This is a genomic window from Benzoatithermus flavus (assembly GCF_037908215.1).
GTDB classification, from domain to species: domain Bacteria; phylum Pseudomonadota; class Alphaproteobacteria; order Geminicoccales; family Geminicoccaceae; genus Benzoatithermus; species Benzoatithermus flavus.
Genome location: NZ_JBBLZC010000009.1, coordinates 1 through 17240, shown reverse-complemented (window position 1 = coordinate 17240; position 17240 = coordinate 1). Strand labels below are relative to the sequence as shown.

General features: G+C 68.9%; 12 protein-coding genes. 6 read left to right on the top strand and 6 right to left on the bottom strand.

Features of this window, described 5'->3' with window-relative positions:
• Positions 1 to 31: 31 nt before the first annotated feature.
• The 4 genes from U1T56_RS10605 to U1T56_RS10590 are packed head-to-tail and all read right to left on the bottom strand — an operon-like array spanning position 32 to position 4544.
• Positions 32 to 1237, bottom strand: coding sequence for a TFIIB-type zinc ribbon-containing protein (locus tag U1T56_RS10605; protein ID WP_418159442.1), 1206 nt, complete (start codon positions 1235 to 1237; stop codon positions 32 to 34).
• Positions 1227 to 2339, bottom strand: coding sequence for an SPFH domain-containing protein (locus tag U1T56_RS10600; RefSeq protein ID WP_418159441.1), 1113 nt, complete (start codon positions 2337 to 2339; stop codon positions 1227 to 1229). Before U1T56_RS10600 ends, U1T56_RS10605 begins: the two co-directional genes overlap by 11 nt.
• A gap of 40 nt (positions 2340 to 2379) precedes the next feature.
• Positions 2380 to 3555 (bottom strand): toxic anion resistance protein, encoded by a 1176-nt coding sequence (locus U1T56_RS10595; protein WP_418159440.1) that lies wholly within the window; start codon positions 3553 to 3555, stop codon positions 2380 to 2382.
• Between the two features lie 50 nt (positions 3556 to 3605).
• Positions 3606 to 4544, bottom strand: coding sequence for a 5-bromo-4-chloroindolyl phosphate hydrolysis family protein (locus tag U1T56_RS10590; RefSeq protein ID WP_418159439.1), 939 nt, complete (start codon positions 4542 to 4544; stop codon positions 3606 to 3608).
• Between the two features lie 243 nt (positions 4545 to 4787).
• Here U1T56_RS10590 and U1T56_RS10585 point away from each other — a divergent pair, with 243 nt between their 5' ends.
• The gene (locus U1T56_RS10585) at positions 4788 to 6023 is read left to right on the top strand and encodes an MFS transporter (RefSeq protein WP_418159438.1); all 1236 of its coding nucleotides are present in this window, start codon (positions 4788 to 4790) and stop codon (positions 6021 to 6023) included.
• A 95-nt stretch (positions 6024 to 6118) separates the two neighbouring features.
• The gene (locus U1T56_RS10580; protein WP_418159437.1) at positions 6119 to 7141 is read left to right on the top strand and encodes an aldo/keto reductase; all 1023 of its coding nucleotides are present in this window, start codon (positions 6119 to 6121) and stop codon (positions 7139 to 7141) included.
• 58 nt (positions 7142 to 7199) lie between these two features.
• On the opposite strand, the gene U1T56_RS10575 is transcribed toward U1T56_RS10580, so the two are convergent.
• Together U1T56_RS10575 and U1T56_RS10570 are read right to left on the bottom strand one after the other, a co-directional pair.
• Complete coding sequence (locus tag U1T56_RS10575; protein ID WP_418159436.1) at positions 7200 to 8537, bottom strand: HlyD family type I secretion periplasmic adaptor subunit; 1338 nt, start codon at positions 8535 to 8537, stop codon at positions 7200 to 7202.
• Positions 8538 to 8549: 12 nt separating this feature from the next.
• Positions 8550 to 10220 carry a type I secretion system permease/ATPase gene (locus U1T56_RS10570; protein ID WP_418159435.1) on the bottom strand — a complete coding sequence of 557 codons (1671 nt, stop codon included), beginning with the start codon at positions 10218 to 10220 and terminating at the stop codon, positions 8550 to 8552.
• Between the two features lie 295 nt (positions 10221 to 10515).
• On the opposite strand from U1T56_RS10570, the gene U1T56_RS10565 reads away from it, so the two are divergent.
• The 4 genes from U1T56_RS10565 to U1T56_RS10550 all read left to right on the top strand — a co-directional run bounded on the left by U1T56_RS10565 (position 10516) and on the right by U1T56_RS10550 (position 16938).
• Positions 10516 to 11688 (top strand): glycosyltransferase family 4 protein, encoded by a 1173-nt coding sequence (locus U1T56_RS10565; RefSeq protein ID WP_418159434.1) that lies wholly within the window; start codon positions 10516 to 10518, stop codon positions 11686 to 11688.
• A 181-nt stretch (positions 11689 to 11869) separates the two neighbouring features.
• Positions 11870 to 12667: a methyltransferase domain-containing protein gene (locus tag U1T56_RS10560; RefSeq protein WP_418159433.1), complete on the top strand. Its 798-nt coding sequence runs from the start codon at positions 11870 to 11872 to the stop codon at positions 12665 to 12667.
• A gap of 42 nt (positions 12668 to 12709) precedes the next feature.
• The gene (locus U1T56_RS10555) at positions 12710 to 14440 is read left to right on the top strand and encodes a glycerol-3-phosphate dehydrogenase/oxidase (protein WP_418159432.1); all 1731 of its coding nucleotides are present in this window, start codon (positions 12710 to 12712) and stop codon (positions 14438 to 14440) included.
• A 242-nt stretch (positions 14441 to 14682) separates the two neighbouring features.
• Positions 14683 to 16938 (top strand): GumC family protein, encoded by a 2256-nt coding sequence (locus U1T56_RS10550; protein WP_418159431.1) that lies wholly within the window; start codon positions 14683 to 14685, stop codon positions 16936 to 16938.
• Positions 16939 to 17240 lie beyond the last annotated feature (302 nt).

Genomic DNA, 17240 nt, shown 5'->3' with positions numbered 1-17240 from the left:
CGACCAGCTTCGCGAGCTGGTTCGCCGGACGCTACCGCGCCAGCTCGCGCAAAGCCTGCTGCAAGGCCGGCGACTGCGAGAACAGGAGGGCCAGCAGCAGGAGGACGACGAACCCGAGCAGCGCCGCACCCGCGATCTTCCACCACGACCAGGGCCGCTCGCCGTGGACCTCGCCGGTGCGTCCGTTGACGACGAAGTGATAGTCCCGGTTGAGGAAGCGGAACGCCGCGTGCCAGACCGGCAGCAGCACCTGCTTGAAGGTCGGCGCGTCGTAGTCGACCTCCATCCGCTCGATGATCTGCTGGTCGCCGCCGATGTCGCGGCGGATGTCGTCCTGAATCACGGCCTGCATCAGGAGCTTGGCCTGCTCGAAACCCTGGGCCAGCGGCAGGCGGTAGAGCTCGGCGGAAAAGCCGCTCAGATAGTCCGGCGTGTAGGGTTTGAGGCCGTCGAGGTCCCAGGGCTCCAGGGGCTCGACCAGCGCGCGCGGCAGGCTCTCGCCGGCCAGCACCAGTACGTCGTCGAAGTCGCGGGCGACCGCACCCATCACCGGCGTCCAGTGGATCTTCGGCACCTGGACGGCCCGGCGCACGCGCCGCCCGTCCACGATCTCCTCGACGTAATGGGTCTCGTAGTAGACGTCGCCGCGCCGGCCGGCATAGCGGGTGCTGGTCCGGCTGTCGAAGGTCCAGTAGGGGAGATAGACCCCTTCGAGCCTGCTCGGCCCCCTTACCTCGCGGGCGAGGCCCGAGGGTGCGAACCAGAGTCCCTTCAGCCATTCGCCGAGGAGCCGCCGGGCTTCCTGCGCCCCCACGAGGAAGGGCAGAACGGCGTGCGGTGCGATCGGCCGGTAGGCCCCAGGGTCGAGCACCACCGGCGTGCCGCAGGACGGGCAGGCACCCGCGTGGCGGTCGGGCGGCAGGGAGAAGTCGGCCCCGCAGCTCGCGCATTTCGTCGTCGCCGTGACGGGTGCGGGTGCTACGTCCGCTCCGTGCAGGAGCTCGGGCTCGAGCGCGTGCTCGACGATCGCCACCGGCGGCTCGACGATCGTGTTGACGTGGCCGCAATAGCTGCAGGCCAGCGTGGTGGTGCCGGGGGTGTAGGTGAGCACCGCCCCGCACTGGCTGCAGGTGAAGCTCTGCGTCGTCGGCGCTGCGGCCGCCTGTGCGCGGGGCAGGGTACTGCCTTGCGTCCTGCTGCCCCAGGGCCCGCTGCGGGCCGAACTCTCAGGCGGCACCGGGGACCGGCGGCGGGACGGCGGCGAAGAGTGGAGCGAGGGCAGGGACCTCGCCGGCGGGCTGCCAGCCGGCCATGCCTTGCGTCCAGACCAGGCTCGTCCGGGTCAGGGCACCGGTTCGCACCTGCTCCTCGAACTGGGCCTGCGTGAACGGGCCCTTGGCCTCGCCGTTCACGGCGACGTGCCAGACGGGAGCGGGCGGAGGCGGCGGTGGCGGCGGCGGTGCCGCCGCCGGCTGCTCGGCCGGGCGCTGGCCCCAGGGGCCGGTGCTCGCCTGCTGGCCCAGGCCCATGCCCACCATCATGCCGATCGCCTGGCCCGCGGCACCCGGATTGGCGGCTGCGGTGCGCAACGCCTCGGCGGCCTGAAACTGGGCATATTTCGAGAGATCGCCCACGATCCCCATCGAGGTGCGGCGGTCGAGCGCCTGCTCGACCTCGGGCGGGAGCGAGACGTTCTCGACCAGGAACGTGGTGAGCTCGAGGCCGTAGTTCGTGAACTCGGGGGCGATCCGCCCGAGCACGAACTGGCCGAGCTGGTCGTAATTGGCGGCGAGATCGAGGAGCGGGATGCCGGAGCTCGCGACCACGGTGGCGAACCGGGCGACGATCGTGTTGCGGAGCTGGTCGCTGATCTCGTCGACGGTGAAGTGCCCGTCCGTGCCGACGACCTCGCGGATGAAGACGCCCGGATCCTTGATCCGGATGGCGTAGGTGCCGAAGGCGCGTAGGCGCACGGGCCCGAACTCCGGGTCGCGCACGATCACCGGGTTCTTCGTCCCCCATTTGAGGTCGGTGAAGATCCGCGTGCTGCAGAAATAGACTTCCGCCTTGAACGGGCTCTCGAAGCCGTAGGGCCAGGCCTGGAGTGTGGAGAGGATCGGCAGGTTGCGGGTGTAGAGCTCGTACATGCCGGGCCCGAACACGTCGGCGATCTCGCCTTCGTTGACGAACACCGCCATCTGGCCCTCGCGCACGGTGAGCTTCGCACCGTACTTGATCTCGTTGCCCTGCCGCTCGAAGCGCCAGACCATGGTGTCGGGGGAATCGTCGAGCCATTCGATGACGTCGACGAACTGCCCCATGAGCTTGTTCCAGATCATCGGCCCGCCGCCTCCCCGATTGCCTGCCTTGCCACCTCGATCAACCCCGTGCCGTCGTCCCGGTGGCGCGTGCCGAGGCCGCGGCCAGCGTCTTCCGCAGCTCGGCCTCGCATTCCTGGAGCTGGCGCTCGGCCTCGGCGCGCCGGCGCTTGCCCTCGTCGGCGATCTGCAGGGACTCGTTGATCGTGGCGACGAGCTTGGCGTTCGCGGCCTTCACCGTCTCGATGTCGAACACGCCGCGCTCGATCTCCTTTCTCACCACCGCGTTCGCCTGCTGCAGGTTCTCGGCGTTGCGCTGCAGGAGCTCGTTGGTGAGGTCGGAGGCGGCCTTCACCGCATCGGCCGCCTGGCCCATCCGATGAATCGTCACGGCCTGGGCGAGCTGCTGGCGCCAGAGCGGGACGGTGTTGGCGATCGTGCTGTTGATCTTGTTGACGAGCGACTTGTCGTTCTCCTGCACGAGGCGGATCGACGGCAGGGCCTGCATCGTCACCTGACGGGTGAGCAGGAGATCGTGCACCCGCCGCTCGAGATCGTCGCGCGCGGCGCGCAGATCCCTGAGCTTCTGCGCCGCGATCACGTCGTCCGAGCCTTCCACCTGCCGCGCGAGCTGCGGGATGGTCTTCTCGTCGAGCTCCTTCAGCTTGGCGCGGCCGGCGGCGATATAGACCTCGAGCGTGCGGAAATAGTCGAGGTTGGCCTCGTAGAGCTTGTCGAGCCGGACGATGTCGGTCAGCATCTTGGTCTTGTGCTGCTCGAGCTCGTCCGTGATCCTGTCGACCTGGGTCCGCACCTCGTCGTAGCGGTCGAGATATTCCTGGATCTGGTTCTTGGCGCCGAACAGCCGGGCGAGGAGGCCCGGCTTCTCGCCCGGCTCGACCTTGATCTCGAGCTCGCGTAAGCGCGACACCATCCGGTTCAAGGCATCGCCCGCCGGGCCGATGTCCTTGGTCCGGACGTTCTCGAGCATGGAATCCGAGATCGTCGAGAGCTGCTGCTGTGCTTTCGAGCCGAAGAACAGGATCGAGTTCGTATCGTTGATGTCGAGCTCCTGCAGTGCCCGATCGATCCGCTGCTCGATGGAGCCGTCGAGCTCGATCTGCAGGTCGGCCACGAGCTCCTGGTTCAGGGCCGCCATGCGGGCGTCGAGCGGGCTCGCCGGTGCTGCGGTGGCCGTGGCCGGAGCGCCGGTGGCGGGTGCGCTTTCCTGGGTCATGCTTCTCTCCCTGCGGGCCTCATCGGCCACGGTTCTGCCGTGCATGCTGCTCAGTGCACGCCTTCCCGCTTGAGTTGCGTCTCGAGCACCTCGATCTGCACCTCGAGGTTGAGCTGGTCGTCGCGGCGCAGGACCTCCTCCTGCTCGGCGAACACCCTCTCGACCGTGTCCAGCACGTTCCTGAAGTTCGCGGCGAGCGGCGTGTCGGCCAGATCCTTCTGCTGCTGGGCATAGCGGGTGACGACGTCGCGCGTGCCGTCCAGATAGGTGACGAGAAAGCGCCGTGCCCGGCTCAGCTTGTTCGGGTTCGCCTCGAGCTGGCGCAGGATCGTGCGCGCCTGCCCGCAGATCCGGTCGAGGCGCGCCTTGAGCTCGCGCGAATGCAGGCCGCGCGCCGCCTCCTCGATCGCCCGCACCTTGCGGTGCGCCTCCTCGAGCGTCTCGATCACGTCTCTGCCGCGCAGGCCCGCGCGCCGCGCCGCCGCCTCGATGGCGCGCCGGTCGATCCGCTGATCGAGCCCGTAGGTGAGGGCGCAGGCACCGCCGGTGAGCACGCCGAACAGGACGGCCATCAGCACGCCGTCGTGCGCGGCGCCCAGGCTGATCAGGAAAGCCGCCACCCCGACGGCGACGGCCGCCAGGGTCTTCCAGGGCGTCTCGCTGAGCGCCAGCGTGCGGCCCTCGCGTTCCACCTCCTCGCGGCAGCCGCGCGCGACGGCCTCGCCGCCCGCGAACAGCAGCGCCATCGCCGCCGCGAGCGCCAGCGCGTCCGTAGGTGCGCCGCGCAGGAGCGCCAGCATGAAGGGCCACACGAACGTCACCGCGGCGATCTTGAGCGCCCAGCCGCGCGGCATCCAGCGCAAGGCGGGCGGGTTCACCATCGAGGCACCCCCGCCGACCCGGCGCGAGGCCGCGCCGAATTCCTTCCGGCCGTCCTGTCGCAAGCTGCTGCCCTCCTTCCGGCCGCTGCCGTTGTGGATCGTGCGCATGGCCTGTCGCTATCAGAAAAGCGCGAAGAACCAGGCCGTGCTCGCCTTCAACCAGAGAATGCCGAGCAGGCTCCAGAGCAGCATCATGCCGGCTACCGAGCGGGCGCTCATCACGTCGCCTCCGTCGTTGCGCACAGTGCCATAAATGGCCCTTGTTGCGGCGACGTGAAGGGCTGCGAGCGACGGCCGGGAGTGCTAGCCAGCTCGGGCGGATCCTCTCGGACCAGGAGCGAGCGAGCCGGCATGTCTCCCTACTACGGTGCTGTCCTCGGCATCATCGGCGGCGTCACGCTGCTGCAGCTCGCGAACACCATCCTCTCGGTCGTGCTGCCGCTGCATCTGACGCTTGCCGGCTTCTCCGGCACCACCACCGGCATCGTGACCACGGCCTATGGCGTGGGCTTCCTCGCCGGCTGCGTCGTGGCGCACCGCCTGATCCGCTCGGTCGGCCACATCCGCGCCTTCGCCGTGCTGGCGGCGGTGTGCTCGATCCTGAGCATGGTGTTCACGACGAGCGGGCTGGTGTGGATCTGGTTCGCTCTCCGCCTCGTCATGGGGTTCTGCCAGGCGGGCCTGTTCACCGTGGTCGAGGGCTGGCTCAGCGCCGCGACGCCACCCAAGGCGCGGGGCGGCGTGCTCTCGTTCTATCTCGTGAGCACCAAGGTCGCGATCGTGGGCGGGCAGCTCGTGCTCGGCCACGTCGACACCACGGCGCTGGGCTGGTTCGATGTCGCCGGTGCCGTGTTCTCGCTGTCGCTGATCCCGGTAGCCCTCACCCGCACGCCCCAGCCGCCTCCGCCCCGGCTCGAGCTCCTGAGCCCGCGCGACCTCTACCGGGTCGCGCCCGCCGCCATCGTCGGCTGCACGTGCTCCGGCCTCCTCAGCAGTGCCGTCATCGGCCTGACGCCGGTCTACGGCACGCGGCTCGGCCTTTCGGTCGAGTTCACGGTCTGGCTGCTCACGGCGATCCAGCTCGGCAGCTTCTTCCTGCAATGGCCGCTCGGCCGGCTCTCGGACCGGATCGACCGCCGCAGCGTGATCGCGGGCTGCGCCCTCGCCGTGGCAGGCCTCTCCTTCGGGATCATGCTCGCGCAGGACCGGCTCTGGCTCCTGCTCATCCTGTTCTTCCTCTGGGGTGGCGGCTCGCTCACCTTCTACGCCGTGGCGGTGGCGCACGGCAGCGACTTCGCCGACCCGGACCAGATGGTGGGAGTCAGCAGCGGCTCGCTCCTCGCCTGGGCCGTGGGCGCCGCCATCGGCCCCACGATAGCGGCCCCGTTCCTCGACCTCGTCGGTCCCGAAGGTCTCTTCCTCTATGCCCTTCTGGTCTCGGCCGTGCTCGCCGCCTTCGTCCTCTACCGCATGACCCGCCGGGCGCCGCTGCCGCCCGAGGCGCGCGAGGGCTTCGTGAGTCTTCCGGCCACGAGCCCGCGCCTCGTCGAGATCGACCCCCGCGTTCCGGAACGGCCTGCGTCCTGAGCGCGGTGCTTGACGGACGGCGGTCCGGGCGGCATCCGATTCGGACCCGCGGCAGGGAAACGCCGCGGGGACAGGGAAGGCGAGAAGGAAGCGTGATGCGCGTCACGGATCGGCGGCGTTTGGGCAAGTCCGGCCTCGAGGTGCCGGTGATCGGCTTCGGCGGGGCACCGCTCGGCAACATGTACCAGGAGTTCTCGGACGAGCAGGCGCGGGCCACGGTGCGTGCGGCCTACGATGCCGGCATGCGCCTGTTCGACACCGCACCGCTCTACGGTTTCGGCCTGTCCGAGCACCGGATCGGCGAGGCGCTGCGCTGGCTCGACCGCGATTCCTACGTCCTTTCCACCAAGGTCGGCCGGCTGCTGAAGCCCAAGGACCCGAAAGAGGTCGAGGGCGGCCTGTTCGAGAAGATCCTGCCGTTCGAGGGCGTCTACGACTATGGCTACGACGGGGTGATGCGCTCGGTCGAAGACAGTCTGCAGCGCCTGGGCCTGCACCGCATCGACATTCTCTTGATCCACGACGTCGACGTCTGGACCCACGGCAGCGAGGAGGCGAGGCTCGAGCGCTTTCGCGAGGTGATGGCGGGCGGGTATCGCGCCATGCTGCGCCTGCGCGAGGAGGGGGTGGTCCGCGCCATCGGGGCGGGGATCAACGAGGTCAAGGCCTGCGAGGACTTCGCCCGCGCCGGCGACTTCGACTGCTTTCTCCTCGCCGGGCGCTACACGCTGCTCGAGCAGGGGGCGCTCGACACGCTGCTTCCCTACTGCGCCGAGCGCGACATCGCCCTCATGATCGGCGGTCCCTACAACACCGGCATCCTCGCCACCGGCGCGGTTCCGGGTGCCTACTACAACTACGCCCCCGCACCGGCCGAGATCCTCGAGCGCGTGCGCCGCATCGAGGCGGTCTGCGCCCGCCACGGCGTGCGCCTCGCGAGTGCTGCGCTCCAGTTCCCCTTGGGCCATCCCAACGTCGCGACCCTGATCCCCGGTGCGCGCTCGCCCGAGGAGATCGCGCAGAACCGCGCCATCTTCGAGGTCGCGATTCCGGCCGAGTTCTGGGCCGAGCTGAAGCGGGAAGGGCTCTTGCGCGAGGACGCGCCCACGCCGGTCTGAGCCGCGGCCCGACACGGCCCGGCAGGACGTGCCGGCCCGCCATGAGCCTACGCTCCGTTCAGGTCTCGCGGAGCGCCCGGCGGAAGCTCAGCCGCACCGGCTCCATCAGGTACTCGAACAGCGTGCGCTTGCCCGTGATGATCAGCGCCTCGGCCGGCATGCCGGCGGTCAGCTCGACCTCGGGCGCCTTGCGGTGCAGGACGGCGGTGTCGACCACGATCTGGGCGCTGTAGTAGGGCTGTCCGGTCTTCTGGTCGATCAGCCGGTCCGCCGAGACCTTGCGCACCTCGCCCTGGATCCGCGGCAGGTGGCGGCTGCGGTAGGCGAGAAGATGCACGTCGGCCGTGAGGCCAGGATGGACCACGTCGATGTCGGACGGCGAGACCCGCGCCTCGATGACCAGGGGCTCGTCGCGCGGCACGATCTCGAGGATGGGCTCGCCGGCGCGGATCACGCCGCCCGCGGTGTGGAGCTGCAGATTGACCACCGTGCCGGCGACCGGGGCGCGGATCACCACCCGCTCGAGCTGGTCGCGCACGGCCCGGACCTGGGCCTGGAGCTGGTTGGCGCTGCCCTGCGCCTCGACCAGGCCGGTCGCGACCTCCTCGGCGTGCTTGCTCCTGGTCGATGCCAGCTCGGCGCGGGTGGCGTTGATCAGCTCGCGGGTGCGCGCGCTGCTGCTGAGCGCCGTGGTGCGCTGGGCCTCGAGGTCGGCGCGCGCCCGCTGCAGGGCGAGGAGGCGCGGCTTCCGGTCGAGCCCTTTCGCGAGCAGGTCTTTGACCGTCTCGATCTCCTCGTCGATCAGGCTGATCTGACGGTCGGTGCTGGTGAGATTGCCTTCGTAGGCGACGAGATCGGTCTGGGCCTGCGCGATGCGCCGCTCGAGCACGGCCACTTGGTCGGCCAAGGCCTGCCGGCGGGCGTGGAGCGTCTCGCGCTCGGCCTCGATCAGGCGCTGGGTCTCGGCATCCTTGCGGCCGAGCTCGAGCAGTTCGGCCGGGAATTCCGGCTCCGCCGTTTCCGAGCGTTCGGCGAAGAGCCGTGCCGCCCGCGCCTGGGCCGCGGCCAGCTTCGCCTGCGCTGCGGCGTACGTGGCGCGGATCTGGGTGTCGTCGAGCACGACCAGCACGTCGCCGGCCTCGACCGAGCTGCCGTCGCGCACGCGGATCTCGCGGACGATCCCCCCCTCGAGATGCTGGACGGTCTTGCGGTAGCCTTCCGGTGCCACGACCGCCGGCGCCACGGCGGCCCCGGAGAGGGGAGCGAACGCCGCCCAGCCGCCGAAGCCACCGAAGAAGACGAGGATGATCGCCGCGGCGGCGAGCAGCGGGCCGTTCAAGGTGGCGGCCCGCTCGGCGATGCCGGGCGAAGAAGGCGCGGCGGCGAGCGTGGTCATGGCGCTTTCCCCTCAGGCTGCGCGTGCGGGGCGCAGGAGCTCGCTGAGCACGGCGTCGCGCGGCCCGAACCGCTCGACGGCACCGTTCTCGATCACGAGGATCCGATCGGCTTGGCGGAGGATGTTGAGCCGATGCGTCACGAGTACGACCGTGGCGCGGCGCTCTCGGAGCCAGGCCAGGGCCATGGCGAGAGCCTGCTCGCCGGCTGCGTCGAGATGGGCGTTGGGCTCGTCGAGCACGACGAGGCGCGGGTTGCCGTAGAGGGCGCGGGCGAGGCCCAGCCGCTGGCGCTGGCCGGCCGAGAGCGGCGCGCCCTCCTCGCCCAGCACCGTGTCGTAGCCCTTGGGCAAGCGCAGGATCAGGTCGTGCACACCAGCGGCCTTGGCGGCGGCGACCACGGCCTCCGGATCGGGCTCGAGCGCCATCCGGGCGATGTTCTCGGCCACCGTGCCGGCGAACAGGCCGGTGTGCTGCGGCAGGTAACCGACATGCGGTCCGAGTGCCGCCCGGCTCTGGGTCGCGATGTCGACTCCATCGAGGCGGACGACGCCGCTCGAGGCCGGGAGCGCGCCGATCATCAGACGGCAGAACGTGCTCTTGCCGGCACCCGACGAGCCGACCACGCCCACGAGTTCGCCGGGCTCGATCGCGAGCGTGGTCGGGCGGAGCACCGGACGCCCCTCACTCGTGAACGAGGCCTGCTCGAACGTCACCCGGCCCTGCGGTGTCGGCAGCTTCATGGCCGCCGTGCCGGGCGGGGTGTGCTCGAGGAGCTGCTTTAGCCGCTGCCAGCTCTCCCGCGCGGCCACGAGCGAGCGCCAGCCCGAGAGCATCTGCTCGATCGGGGCGAGCGCGCGGCTCAAGAGGATCGAGGCCGCGATCATGCTGCCGGGTGTCAGCTCGCTGTCGAGCACGAGCAGGGCGCCCAGCGCCATCACCCCGGACTGGATCATCAGCCGCGCCGAGCGGGCGGCGCCCGAGACCAGGCCGCCGCGCTCGTAGGCACGCTGCTGCAGGATCAGCACCTGGTCGTGGATGCGGGTGAACCGGGCCTGGAGCAGCGGCAGGAGGCCCATGGCCGCGACCACCTCGCGCTGCCGGCCGAGCGCGTCCACCTGCTGCTGGGCGCCCGGCGAGAGGCGGCTTGCGGCCTTGAGCCGGCGCCGCGCCGCGAGGTCGCCCAGGATCGCAAGCGCGATCAGGATCAGGGCGCTGGCCACCCCGAACATGCCCAGCACGGGATGCATGAGCCAGAGCAGGCCGAGCGCCACGGGCAGCCACGGTGCGTCGAAGAGCGCGCTCAAGGCCGGCCCGGACAGGGTCTGGCGTAACTGGGTGAGATCGCGTAGGCCCTGGCCCGGATCGCCGGTGAGCGCACCGGCGGCGAGAAGCGGGCCGGACAGCCGGCTGCCCAGCCGCGTGGACATGCGGGAGAGCACCGCCGTCCGGACGGCATCCAGCATGCCGAGCGAAAGCAGCGCGAAGGCGGCCATCAGGACCAGGACGAGCAGCGTTTCCCGGCTGCCGCTGCCCAGGACACGATCGTAGAGCTGGAGGGAGAACAGCGGCACGGCCAGCATCAGCATGCTGGTCGCGAAGCTGATGCAGCCCGCCAGGACCAGCGGCGACCATGCGGCTGCCAGGAACGCTTGGCCGGGAGAATAGGGCCGCTCGGCCGACATCGCGCGTCTCCTCCGGATCATCGTGCTCTATCTGCCGGCTCGATGTAGCTTGCGCAAGCCGGGCTGGTGCCGCAACCTTTTCCGGCCGTGCGCTCCTACACCGCCATGCACCCTCTGGCGTGCCCGCCGGCTCTGTTGGTAGAAGGCGTTCGGCGCTTCGGATCCATGCGCTTCAGGAATCGTTAGGAAAGCCGTGTTAGGCAGGAGTCGGTCCGGTGGAGCGGATCGCATCGCCGGGAAGCGGCGGCCAGTCTGGGTTCGAGTTGCCGCGCTGGACAGGAGCCTCGCCACGCGCATGCGTATTCTGATCGTGAACTACGAGTATCCCCCGCTCGGCGGGGGCGGAGGTGTCGCGACACGCGCCATCGCGATGGAGCTCGCCAAGCGCCACGAAGTCGACGTGCTGACCTCGGCCGGTCCCGGCCTGCCACCCGAGGAGCGGTCCGAGGGCGTCACGATTCACCGTGCCCCGGTGCTCGGGCGGACCAGGCGCTCCACGGCCTCGATCCTCTCGATGGTCTCGTTCTGGCCGATCGGGATCCTCCATGGGCGTCAGGTCCTGAAGGGGCGGCGCTACGACGTGGTCAACAGCTGGTTCGCGGTGCCGAGCGGGCCCACCGGCCTGTCCTTGGCACGATATTTCGGCGCGCCGCACGTGCTCACCATGGCTGGCGGGGATATCTACGATCCCTCGAAATGGTACACGCCGGACAAGAACCCTCTTCTGGGCATGGCGGTGCGTCGGGTCCTCGCGGCATCCGATGCGCACGTCGCCGTTTCCACGGATCTCGCCCGGCGGGCGCGCGCCCTCTATGGCTTCGAGCGGCCGATCGACGTGATCTCGCTCGGGATGTCGGCACCCCGATACACGGCCGTCCCGCGGCGGCAGCTCGGGCTGGAGCGCGACGTGATCTACGTCGTGTCGGTCGGCAGGCTCGTGCGTCGCAAGAACCTCGCCTCGCTGATCACGGCGCTGGCGAGAATGCAGCGCGACGACGTCCATCTTCTGATCATCGGCGACGGCCCCGAGGAAGCCGGCCTCGTGACGCTCGCCGACGGCCTCGGCGTGGGCAGGCGGGTGCATTTCCGCGGCTTCGTGCCCAACGAGACCAAGTATCAGTTGCTCGCTGCCGCCGACATCTTCGCCCTGCCGTCGCTGCACGAGGCGTTCGGCCTCGTCTATCTCGAGGCGATGCATTGCGGCCTGCCGGTGATCGCGGCCCGGCCCGGAGGACAGGAGGACTATCTCGACGAAGGGCGCACCGGTTTCCTCGTTCCGGCCGGCGACGTCGAGAGCCTCGAGGGCGCGCTCAGGCGGCTGGTGGAAGATCCCGGGCTGCGGGCGCGGATCAGCGCGCACAATCGGCAGGTGGCGCAGCGCTTCAGCATCGCCGCGACGGCGTCGCATTACGAGCAGGTGTTCGAGCGCCTGGGCTGCGGCCGGATGCCGGTCTACGTCCCGGCTTGAAAGGACCGAGCGGGAACGGCGTCGCTCCAAGACGCAAGTCTCGACGGGTGAACGAGGGTTCCGAGCGTCGCGGTGGGGCGGCTAGGATGACGGCGACACGCCTTCTCGTGTGGCGTCGGCCGTCGATGGTCGCGAGCCGGTGCTGCTCTGCTCGGACCGCAGCGATGGAAGGACTTTCGCGATGAGCGCGCAACAGGCGAAGAAGGCTGCGCCGGTCGCTTCGGTGCCCGCGGAGCGCCCGGCGGGCCAGGTCGGCGAACGACGGCTCGCGGCCCGTCTCGAGCCGTTCGATTCCTACTGGCAGGCGCCGGTGGACGTCGAGAAGGGCTACGGGAAGTTCGCGGCCTATTACCGCGCTAACTATCTCCGGCATCTGCCCGCCGACAAGGCGGCACGCATTCTGGTCGTCAGCTGCGGGCCGGGCTATCTCGTCAAGCTCCTGCGCGACGAGGGCTATGCCGACGTGCTGGGAATCGACTCGGATCCTCTGAAGATCGCTCATGCCGAGCGGCACGGCCTGCCGTGCGCGACCGCCGAGGCGTTCGCGTTCCTCGAGCGGAACCGCGATCCGTTCGACGTGATCGTCCCCGAGCAGGAGCTCAATCATCTGACGCTCGACGAGCAGATCGAGTTCCTGCGGCTCTGCCGTCGCAACCTGAAGCCCGGCGGAATCATGATCGTCTACGGGTTGAACGGGGCCAATCCCCTGGTCGGCAGCGAGAATCTCGCGCACAACATCGACCACTTCAACACCTTCACGGATTACAGCCTGAAGCAGATCATCCGGCTCGGCGGGCTCGAGGTCGTCGAGGTGATGCCGCTCAAGCTCTATGTGTTCTGGAAAAATCCCTTGAACTATGTCGGCCTGGTGGCGACCACGCTTCTGGAGCTGTTCTTTCGTGCCTGCTTCATTCTCTACGGCAAGGAGGTGAAGATCTTGACCAAGAAGCTGGCAGCGGTCTGCCGCAACCCGGCCTGAGCCCGGGCCTTCGCCGGCAACGCACGAGGCAGCGAGTACCACATGCAGCGTGACCTCAGCGCGCTCGCGCGCGGCGAGTTCGACCTGGTCGTGGTCGGCGGCGGCATTTTCGGCGCCGCCGCGGCGCTCGATGCCGCGCAGCGCGGCCTCAAGGTGGCACTCGTCGAGCGGGGCGACTTCTGCGGCGCCACCTCGGCGCATTCCTTCAAGATGATCCACGGCGGTATCCGCTATCTGCAGCATGCCGACGTCCCGCGGATCCGCCAGTCCGCCAGGGCGCGCGCCGCATTCTTGCGCATAGCGCCGCACCTCGCGCATCCGTTGCCGATCGTGGTGCCGACCTATGGCTGGGGGATGAGGAGCAAGCTCGTGCTCCGGCTGGGGATCGCTGCCTACGATCTGCTCACGGCCGATCGCAACCGGGGCATCGCCGATCCGAGCCGGCGCATCCCGAACGGCTGGTTCCTGAGCAGGACCGAGGTCTTGCGCGACTATCCCGGCCTGGACCCGGAGGGACTGAGCGGCGCCGGCGTGTTCTGCGACGGTCAGATGTACAATCCGCCGCGGCTCGTGCTGGCGTTCGTGCAGAGCGCCGTCGAGGCGGGAGCGGTCTGCGCCAACCATGTCGAGGCCGTGAAGCTGCTGCAGCGCGGCGGGCGCGTCGCGGGGGTCGTCGCGTGCGATCGGCTCGCCGGGGATCGGTTCGAGATCCGTGGCCGTCTCGTGCTCAACGCCGCCGGACCTTATGCCGAGCGTCTGCTCGAAGGCAGCCTCGGGCGTGGGCTGACACCACCGACCCCGTTCTCCCGCGATGCCTACTTCATCGTGCCGCGCCGGCTGGTCGCCGGTGATCGGGCCCTGACCCTGCCATCGCTCACCAGCGATCCGGATGCCATCGTGAGCCGCGGCGCGCGCCATCTGTTCCTGGTGCCGTGGCGCGAGGCGACGCTCGTGGGCGTGTGGCACAAGGTCTATCGTGGCGATCCCGACCGCTACGAGATCACGGAGCCCGAGCTCGGGGCCTGGCTCGGCGAGATCAACCGCGCCTATGACGGTCTCGGGCTCACGCCCGACGATGTCACCCTCTGCAGCGCCGGTCTCGTACCGTTCGGTGAGAACGATCCCGAGGCGGAGCACCTCCGATACGCTCATCGCTCGCGTCTCGTCGACCATGCCGAGGAGCGGGGCCTCGAGGGCCTGCTCACGCTGATCGGCGTGCGCTACACGACGGGGCCGGTCGAGGCGGTCGGCGTCGTCGATGCGGTCTGTCGGCGGCTCGGCCGGCGTGTGGCACCGTCCCGGCTCGAGACCGAACCGGTGCGGGGCGGACGTTTCCACGACTTCGAGGCGCTGGTGGCCGAGGCGGCTCGGCGCGTGCCGCCGGGAACCGACGCCGCGAGCATCCGTGCCCTCGTCCATAACCACGGCAGCGCGTTCGGAGAGGTTGTGGCACTGCTCGAGGAGCGGCCGGCCTGGCGGGCCAGGCTCGGCGACAGCCGGGTGCTCGGCGCCGAGATCGCGCACGCGGCGCGGAGCGAGATGGCGATGACCCTTGCCGATGCCGTGTTTCGGCGCTGCGACCTGTGCACGACCGGGCATCCCGGCGATGCCGCCCTGGAAGCGGCGGCGCGCATCATGGCCGAGTGTCGCGGCTGGCGTTCCGCACGGGTCGAAGCCGAGCTGGACGACGTCCGGCGACGGCTGCGCCTGGCGCGGACGGGGCGGGCACTGCTGGCGGATGGCGCGGCAAAGGAGGAGATGGTCGTGACCTAGATGCAACGCGCCACGACCCGTGCAGGCGAGCCGCTTGATCCTGCTGGGCCGCCTAGTATGCTCGTGATGGGGAGTGCGTTGCCTCCCTGTTCCTACCGTGGCACAAAACGGTGATGGGCTGACAATATGTCAGCTATCCTTGTCGCCCAGGAAGTGTAAGCGTTCAGCCCGTAGTCTGCCTAGCTGCTGGCGCAGACTCGTTGACGCATGGCAGGTCGGACCCGATGCGAACACAGAAGAGATTGACGCAGGTTGGAAGCGCCGCGGCGGAGAGGTCCCTCTTCGGCGACGACGACACGATCGACCTCGTCGGCGTTCTGGGTACCTTGCGCCGTCGCAAGTGGCTGATCATGACGGTCACGGCGATCGGTACGGCCGTTGCCGCCGCGATCGGGATGCTGATGACGCCGCAGTACACGGCCAAGTCGGCGGTGATGATCGATCCGCGTCAGATGCAGGTGACCGATATTCAGCAGGTCCTGGGTGGCCTGACCGCGAACTCCTCCACCATGGCGACGCAGATCGGCCTCCTGCAGTCGCGTACCTTCGTCGCGAAGGTCATGGACGATCTGCGCCTGTTCGAGGACCCGGAGTTCAATCCGGCGCTCGCTGCCGACACCCAGACGGCGAGCCTGCCGGGCTTTCTGCAGCCGCTCCAGAATCTCATCGGCTATCTGCCGAACGAATGGCTGATCGCGACGGGTCTCGCGAGCCAGCCGACACCCGTGCTCGAGAGCGAGGCGCCGACACGCGCGCGGGAGAAGGCCATCTCCAACTTCCTGAAGAACCAGACCCTCTACACGGATGGCCAGTCCTATCTCATCACCATCAACTTCACCTCGACCGATCCCGCCAAAGCCGCGGTGATCGCCAATCGAATCGCCGAACTCTACATCGAGGATCAGGTCAAGAGCAAGCTCTCGGCCACGGACAAGGCGAACGACTGGCTCGAGCAGCGCATCAATGCCATGCGTGCCGAAGTGCAGCAGGCGGAGCAGGCAGTCGAGCGGTTCAAGGCGGCGCACAATCTCCAGGAAGCCCAGGGAGCCACGCTGAACGATCAGCAGCTCGCCGATCTCAACCGCGAGCTGATGGCCTCCCGCGCCGATCTGGCCGAGAAGCAGGCGAAGCTTCGGCTCGTGCGCGATCTGCGCGGCAATCCCGACGCGCTCGAGACGATCGGTGACGTCGGTGCCTCGCCGTTGATCTTGCGTCTGCGCGAGCAGGAGGTCGATCTCCAGCGTCAGGAATCGGAGCTGCGCACCCTCTATGGCGAGCGCCATCCGCGGATGGTCCAGCTCCAGGACGAGAAGAGCAAGGTCGCGGCCAAGATCAGGAGCGAGGTCGAGCGGATCACGCGACAGCTCGAGAACGACGTCCGGGTCGCCTCCACCAGGGTCGCTTCGGTCGAGGGGCAGCTCGCCGCCTTGAGGAACCGCAACGTCCAGGACCGCGAGGCCGAGGTCCAGCTCCACGAGCTCGAGCGCGCCGCGGAGACCAGCCGCACGCTCTACCAGCAGTTCCTGCAGCGCTACAAGGAGACGAGCCAGCAGCAGGACATCGTCGAGCCCGATTCCCGCATCGTCATGGTGGCGACCCCGCCGGCCACGCCGAGCTCGCTCGGAACCAAACTCATCGCGGCGGGCGGTTTCACCGTCTCGTTCCTGCTCGGCTCCGCGCTGGCCCTTCTGCTCGAGCGCATGGACCGTGGCCTGCGCAGCGCGCGCGAGGTGGAGAGCGCCCTTGGCCTCAGCACGCTCGGCCTCGTACCGCGGGTCGAGCGGCTGCGTCGCAACCAGCGACCGCACCAGTATCTTCGCGAGAAGCCGCTCTCGTCCTATGCGGAAGCCATCCGTGGCGTGCACACCGCGCTCAAGCTCTCGAGCCCGAACGACCCGCCCAAGGTCGTTCTCGTCACCTCCTCGCTTCCGGAGGAAGGCAAGACGACGTTCGCGGTCAGCCTCGCCTCGCTCGTGGCCCGTTCGCAGAAGCGGGTGCTGCTGATCGACCTGGATCTTCGCCATCCGAGCGTGCATCGGGAGCTCGGCTGGCAGGTCTCGGCCGGGTTGGTCGAGTACATGGCCGGTGAGCGGACCTTGCAGGAGGTCATTCACAACGATCTCGAGACGGGTCTCCACTTCCTGCCGGTCAAGGCCCAGACCACCACGCCGACCGATCTTCTCGAGAGCGAGAAGATGCGCCAGCTCATCCGCATCTGCCGCGAGAACTACGATCTGATCGTGCTCGACTCGGCGCCGGTGGCGAGTGTCAACGATACCCGGATTGCGGCGTTGCTCGCAGACAAAGTCGTCTTCGTTGTCCACTGGGGCAAGACGATCGAAAGCGCAGCGCGCGACAGCCTGCAATCCTTGCGTGATGGAGGGATCGAGCCCGCAGGGGTGGTGCTCACCCAGATCGATCTGCGCAAGCATGCGCAGTATGGCTACGGTGATATTGGTCAGTACTATACCCGTAGTCGACGATACTATGTGAACTGATCGGTTTTTCCTGATTTTCCTTTGAATGTTTCCGCTTTGTTTCGGGCCGAGCCTTATGGCTCGACCCGAAAACCGTCATATCGGCCTTGGAAACGGCGACGGACGCGGGCAAACCGAGGAAAGCCGGTGGGTGAGCGCAGCCGCTTCGACTCGGCCAGAAGCCGTTCCAGATGGCATCCGTCACGGCTGCGCCGTCATCGGCGAGCACGCGGTGGCCGAGAGCCATGCCGAAAACCGTCACGCCATGAGCTCGTGTTCGCAGCGGTTGGCGGTCGTGAACGGGGCGGCGCGCGAGGTCATGG

Excerpts from the sequence above, each read along its gene's own strand:
- U1T56_RS10600 (WP_418159441.1), bottom strand. The coding sequence starts at position 2,339 with ATGATCTGGAACAAGCTCATGGGGCAGTTCGTCGACGTCATCGAATGG.
- U1T56_RS10595 (WP_418159440.1), bottom strand. The coding sequence starts at position 3,555 with ATGACCCAGGAAAGCGCACCCGCCACCGGCGCTCCGGCCACGGCCACC.
- U1T56_RS10590 (WP_418159439.1), bottom strand. The coding sequence starts at position 4,544 with ATGCGCACGATCCACAACGGCAGCGGCCGGAAGGAGGGCAGCAGCTTG.
- U1T56_RS10585 (WP_418159438.1), top strand. The coding sequence starts at position 4,788 with ATGTCTCCCTACTACGGTGCTGTCCTCGGCATCATCGGCGGCGTCACG.
- U1T56_RS10580 (WP_418159437.1), top strand. The coding sequence starts at position 6,119 with ATGCGCGTCACGGATCGGCGGCGTTTGGGCAAGTCCGGCCTCGAGGTG.
- U1T56_RS10575 (WP_418159436.1), bottom strand. The coding sequence starts at position 8,537 with ATGACCACGCTCGCCGCCGCGCCTTCTTCGCCCGGCATCGCCGAGCGG.
- U1T56_RS10570 (WP_418159435.1), bottom strand. The coding sequence starts at position 10,220 with ATGTCGGCCGAGCGGCCCTATTCTCCCGGCCAAGCGTTCCTGGCAGCC.
- U1T56_RS10565 (WP_418159434.1), top strand. The coding sequence starts at position 10,516 with ATGCGTATTCTGATCGTGAACTACGAGTATCCCCCGCTCGGCGGGGGC.
- U1T56_RS10560 (WP_418159433.1), top strand. The coding sequence starts at position 11,870 with ATGAGCGCGCAACAGGCGAAGAAGGCTGCGCCGGTCGCTTCGGTGCCC.
- U1T56_RS10555 (WP_418159432.1), top strand. The coding sequence starts at position 12,710 with ATGCAGCGTGACCTCAGCGCGCTCGCGCGCGGCGAGTTCGACCTGGTC.